Source organism: Cupriavidus sp. 8B (assembly GCF_054589115.1).
This window is the reverse complement of sequence record NZ_BAAILO010000041.1, coordinates 1-2045: the sequence shown is the minus strand read 5'-3', so window position 1 is coordinate 2045 and position 2045 is coordinate 1. Positions and strand designations below refer to the sequence as shown.

The following is a 2045-nucleotide window of genomic DNA, read 5'->3' as shown; positions in this document are numbered from 1 at the left end:
CGGTCGAGCTTCTGGACGAAGGTAGGCAGTGCGCTTTCGGGGAAAGCCGGTGGTGTGCGCAGCACGCTGCGGGGCGGGCGGGTCATGGCGTCTCCTGAAAGGCCGGGCGCCGCCATAGGTGGCACCCGATGTTATGACGACATTATCGTCATCATGACGCTATAGTCAATATAAAAGACGAGCCGACGTTCGTCCGCACCCGCTTGCGACGTGTGCTTCATTCGGCCTGATGCGCGGGCGGCCCGCGTGTGATGCTTCCCTGCTTCAGGCTCATGCAGAGCCGATGGTGGTCAGTTCCACTAATCCGGCTGTTGAGGATCGGTTACTTTGTTCGGCCGACGTTCGCGAGCGCTTTCAATGGAGAGCTCACTGTCGCGCAGCTTTATGGTGTGAACGCGGATCGCAGGAAGCCCCTATTCTTGGAATCTATCGCGAGGTTAGCGAAGTAATCGGCCCGCAGCCGCAACTCGCGCCGAAGAAACTCTGAGGCGCGCAGTTGTGGCAAGGTGGAATGCGGCGCGGCGGAAGACCGATGTAGCAGTGGTGCGTACTGCCCGCGGGTAACGTGGTCCTGGGTGACGTCATCGACATTGGTGAATGGTGTGGCAGTTCGCAGCTGTCGCACCGAGATCCCGTTTGACAGAGTGAGCAAGACGACGTACCCGATGCGGCGCCACATTCCACAACGAGTGATGGAGCAAGCCTTGGTCCAGCGCAACGCAAGAGTCAGCCTCAAGCCGGGGAAGTCCCGAGCGGCCCTGACGACAAAGTAGCCGCCGCGAATGGAAGAAGTCCAGCGGCTATCACTGGCGCTCGCTCGTCGAGACCTTGATGTACCGCCTAAAGACGCTCAGGGGCAATTGCCTGTGGGCGCGCAAGGTCGGCTCCCAGGCGACCGAGGCGGCGATCCGCGTGAGCGTGCTCAATCGCATGACGGCACTCGCCCACCCTCATTCCGTCCGTATCGCATGAATTCCAGATCACAGTGGGACCTTTGTCTTCAATCTCGATTTATGCAACATGGCCGTCCACATGTATGATCTTGAACCCGATGCGTGCGTTCTGGAGTATCAAGAACGGTCATGCACGTCAGGATAGGCTCGGCTTGGGCATTCAATCAGTACTTGGATTGTGCGACGAATTAAAGAAACTAACGTTTGTGGACGGTTTGAATGAGTATACTTGGTCGCTGCATTGCAATTGCCATTGCTGCTTTTGCATGTGCAATTGCTGGGATTTATGTGCATACACTATTCCCTTCCGATATTAATCTATCCGGGGATGTAATCAGATCGGTTTCCGGGTTGATTGGCACTCTTTTTGCCATTGTTTTGGGTCTGCTGGTGTCCTCCTCTTATACCACCTTCAATAGCCAACAGGCTGATTTTAATTCGCTCGTAAATGCGATGGCTAATATCGATCTTTTACTGAAGAAATTCCATGGCGTGTCTGATAAGCCGCGAATTATGTTGCGGCGAATGGCTGTTCGCTTACTGAGAAGATATTGGCCGGATGAGAGTGGGAAGCATGGCGGAGAGGTAAATTATGATCACCTTTCCGAAGATGTTGAGACGGTGCTTGAGATAAATAAGCTCTCTGAGGAGTTTGAAAATATTACTCGTGACGATCTGAACTCAATCCGCCAGTTCTCCAGCAATTTTATTGCCATTCAATCTAATATTATCCGAAGCCTGTCGAGTCAGGTACCAACCTTGCTCCTTGATATTGTATTTGGCTGGGCCTGTTTGTTGTTTTTCCTTTATGGCAGCCTCAGTGGCGGCAATATAATTGCAATATTCTTTCTGTTGTTGGGAGCTATCGCCATCACGAGTGCCAATTTTCTCATACTGGAATTAACCCATCCATACCAGGGCATATTCAAGGTCTCCAGTGCCATATTCGATTTGCTTCTGGAATCCATGATCCAGGAAAAAGATTCGTCGCGCTAAGGAAGTGCTGATCAATGAGGTTTTCGCATGATGTTGCCAACGCCTCTGGCCTCGGATTTTCTCAATGAGGGACAGACGGGCGGATTCGCTGCGGTT

At 52.8% G+C, this 2045-nt stretch carries 1 protein-coding gene and 1 pseudogene; both read left to right on the top strand.

Annotation, left to right across the window (positions count from 1 at the left end; genetic code table 11):
- Positions 1–765: 765 nt before the first annotated feature.
- A pseudogene (locus tag ACYP5B_RS04685) lies at positions 766–972 on the top strand (IS5/IS1182 family transposase); the annotation flags it as partial.
- Between the two features lie 200 nt (positions 973–1172).
- A complete protein-coding gene (locus ACYP5B_RS04680; RefSeq protein ID WP_459568737.1) occupies positions 1173–1949 on the top strand; it encodes a bestrophin-like domain in 777 nt (258 codons plus the stop codon).
- Positions 1950–2045: the final 96 nt, after the last annotated feature.

What these genes read in the sequence shown, in the direction of transcription:
- ACYP5B_RS04680 (WP_459568737.1), top strand. Translation starts at nt 1,173, where the DNA reads ATGAGTATACTTGGTCGCTGCATTGCAATTGCCATTGCTGCTTTTGCA.